The organism is Lysobacter sp. N42, assembly GCF_004344885.1.
In genome coordinates this window covers 1-3,092 of sequence record NZ_SKFB01000096.1, presented here as the reverse complement: position 1 = coordinate 3,092, position 3,092 = coordinate 1, and the positions used below count along the sequence as shown (strand labels likewise).

General features: G+C 62.3%; 3 protein-coding genes. All 3 read left to right on the top strand.

Features of this window, described 5'->3' with window-relative positions; genetic code table 11:
• Positions 1-1,438: 1,438 nt before the first annotated feature.
• On the top strand, positions 1,439-1,765 hold the full coding sequence (locus EYQ95_RS26010) for a hypothetical protein (RefSeq protein ID WP_132332095.1): 327 nt from the start codon (positions 1,439-1,441) through the stop codon (positions 1,763-1,765).
• Positions 1,766-1,860: 95 nt separating this feature from the next.
• Entirely contained in the window at positions 1,861-2,322 is a 462-nt protein-coding gene (locus EYQ95_RS26005; RefSeq protein WP_132332093.1) for a hypothetical protein, read from the top strand.
• A 52-nt stretch (positions 2,323-2,374) separates the two neighbouring features.
• Positions 2,375-3,019: a hypothetical protein gene (locus EYQ95_RS26000; RefSeq protein WP_132332091.1), complete on the top strand. Its 645-nt coding sequence runs from the start codon at positions 2,375-2,377 to the stop codon at positions 3,017-3,019.
• The last annotated feature ends 73 nt before the right edge of the window (positions 3,020-3,092 follow it).

Genomic DNA, 3,092 nt, shown 5'->3' with positions numbered 1-3,092 from the left:
CGGCCAAGCTGCCGCAGCTCTGGCATGATCGGCTCCGGATAGCCCGCCGCAGCGGCGCGGCTTAGCTCTGGTGTTAGCTGTGCACGTGGCCCGGCCGTATTCCGCGGTGGCGCCCGCGGCTTCGCGTCGTCTTCGGCCACATCCTGCGCCAGGGTTCTCGGCTCGCGCCGCACAAGCCTCGTCGTCTGCGGTATTCCATACCGCCCAGGCATGACCGGGCGGCGCTCGGACGCCTGGCGGCCCGGATCCGACGGCTTCGGCCACGGCCGGGGTGCGGCTTTCGCGGGGTTGCTCTGGCCGATCCTCGCTTCGCTCACTGCAGCGGGTGCAAAGCCAAGGGGTTGAAGGTTCGCCTCGGCGGAAAGAGCACCCGCTGCGCACAGCTAACTAGTCGCTCAAGCCGACGCCGCTTCACGGCTCCGTTGTCCTGGCCGGCCGCTCTGGCATGATCGGCTCCGGATAGCCCGCCGCAGCGGCGCGGCTTAGCTCTGGTGTTAGCTGCTGTCAGTGGTTCTGTTGCAGCGCGGTGGCGCACGTTATCCCGCGTTGGGCTTCTGCCACTGTTCGCCCTCCGATTCTTCTCGGCCCGCGCCGTGGCGGCTTTCGCCGCTAGCGGTATTCCATACCGCCCATCTGTCAGTGCCGGCGCTCGGATCTGTCATGTGTGGCTGCCTGCCTCCGGCCAGCTTGGGCTTTCGTCGGGTTGCTCTGATCGTTTCTCGCTTCGCCGAGCGCTGCGGGCTCAAGAGCAATCCGCCGCGTGCCGCGGTTCGCGCCCGCTGCCGTTGCAGCTAACAAGTCGCTCAAGCCGACGCCGCTTCGTCGCTTCGTTGAACCGAGCCCACGCTCTGGCATCATCGGCCTCGGAAAGCCCGCGCAGCGGCGCGGCTTAGCTCAGGTGTTAGAGCGCTCATGAAGAGAATCGCGTTTGTGGTTTTTCTTCTCGCGGCAGGGGGAGCGGCGTGGTGGTGGCTAAGGCCGGCGCGACAGGCCGTTGGTGAGCCCGTTGAAACCTGGACCAAGGGCCGAGGAGCTGGGCAGGAAGTGCGCTTGTTCGCGTCTGGCCGTTACGAAAGCTCGGCGTTCTGTGATGTTTGCCCGCCCGGAGCCAAAGCCGGAACATGGCGCGAAACCACCACCGGGTTAGTGCTCGCGCCTGCGGGCGAGCGCCCCGTTACCCTTAGGAAGGTCGTCTTTCGCGGGTGCAGGGCTTTGGTTGCGCAAGGCGCCCCGGCGCCACGCTTTCCAACCGACGTATTCTTTCCGGCAAGCGAGAGCTGCGGGAACGCGCTCTAACAATTCGTCCAAGCCGACGCCGCTTCGCGGCGCGGCTTAACTCAGGTGTTAGGCGGCGGAGCGGGTAATGTCGCCCGCGGTACTAGCAACACACACGAGCCGCGACTGACAGTTACGATGGTCCAACTGGCGGAGAAGATTCATGAGCTGGAAACTGGACGAGCTGAAGGGCTGGCAGCAGGCCTTGCTTGTGTTCGGAGGCCTAGCTGCTATATGGGCCTTCGGACACCTGAGCGGAAACGCTGACAAGGTTGAGGACCGCGCGGAGCAGGGTCGTGAGGCATCTGCACAAGAAGCGGTTGCAGCTGAGCAGCTGGCGGCCGATCATGTGGATTATTGTGTTGCCCGCGGGGTTGCCTATTTCAAGGAAATTGGTTCGTACCCGACGTTGCAGAGCGCGCCAAATGCAGGCCGTCCAGCCGAGGCTGTAGCCCGCGAGCGATGCAAACGTACCCTCACAGCCTTCTAGGCTGCGCCGCTCCAACAATTGCGAGCCGCCGCCTAACAATTCGTCCAAGCCGACGCCGCTTCGCGGCGCGGCTTAACTCAGGTGTTAGCCACCTTATGGAGCAACTTCCCGTCATGAAGTGCTTGACCCTCCTGTTCGGCTGCCTCCTCGCGCTGCATGCCGGGTCCGCTCGTGCCGACGAGCGTGCCAACCGCGTAGACCGCTTGTCACGGCTAATCGCAGAGTCCCGGTTTGGGGAGATTGGGCGAACGCAAGCTGTCCTTACCTTGCTGTGCGAGCGGCCGGGCACGGCGACCGCGCTCCGCGAACCTTCCGCACGTGCGCTTGCCGAATTGATGATTCAGGGCAAGGCGAGCTGGAAAGACGGAGATACCCCCGAGCTAATGCACGCGCTGGCCTTAGCAATGAATGTCAACTACGCTCAAGGCATCAAGCTTGTCGTTGGCGGCAAGTCTAAAGTAGCTACGGAATTGCGGGAAGCCGTGTGCCGAGCCAGCGCTGAAAAGGCTGATACGTTCCTAGAAGCACCGCCGCCAAAATCCTCGGAAGGTGGCTAACAATTCGTCCAAGCCGACGCCGCTTCGCGGCGCGGCTTAACTCAGGTGTTAGATGGCCACGACAGATCACGAGAGCATTGAGGCTCTAGTCCGGTGGAACGAGCTCTCGCGTGCAAACGTCGAGAACGAACTCGTGTCCACTATGTTCGAGGGAGCCTTCAAGGCTCACGAGCCTATGGACAGTTTTACCACCTGGCTCCTAGCAGGGTCGGGAGCGGTCGCATCGTTCTTCCTGAGCAACGCGGATAAGCTCATACCCTTCCTTGGCAAGACCGGCTTCCTTACGGCGGGTGTCCTTCTCTGTCTTTCCGGCCTGTTCGGCCTTACCTCTAAGATCTTCAGCCTCCGGTTCAAGACAGCTAATGAAGCGTCGAATGCCCTCCAAGCCGCTTTTATCTCGAAACTGAAAGCGTACGAGCCGACGGAGCAGGAAATCCAATCGGTTGCGGCATCACACGGCGTTGAGCTTGAAACCGAGGTGCGTATGCACCGCGTTCTGGAGCAGTTCTTTTCCATCCTGCCACGCTGGGTTCGTTGGGTTGCGCTGCGCCAAATCAGGAAAAATGTTGGTCACCCGCAGATCGGATACATCTCGCGCGTCAAGAGCCTGCACGCCCAGGGCATATCAGCGTTTCTGCAAGCACTGCTTTTCATCGCGTTTCTGGCTGCTGGCTTCATCTTCCCGGCGGCCATCTAACAATTCGTCCAAGCCGACGCCGCTTCGCGGCGCGGCTTAACTCAGGTGTTAGCGCCCGCAGTTGGGGCTCGGT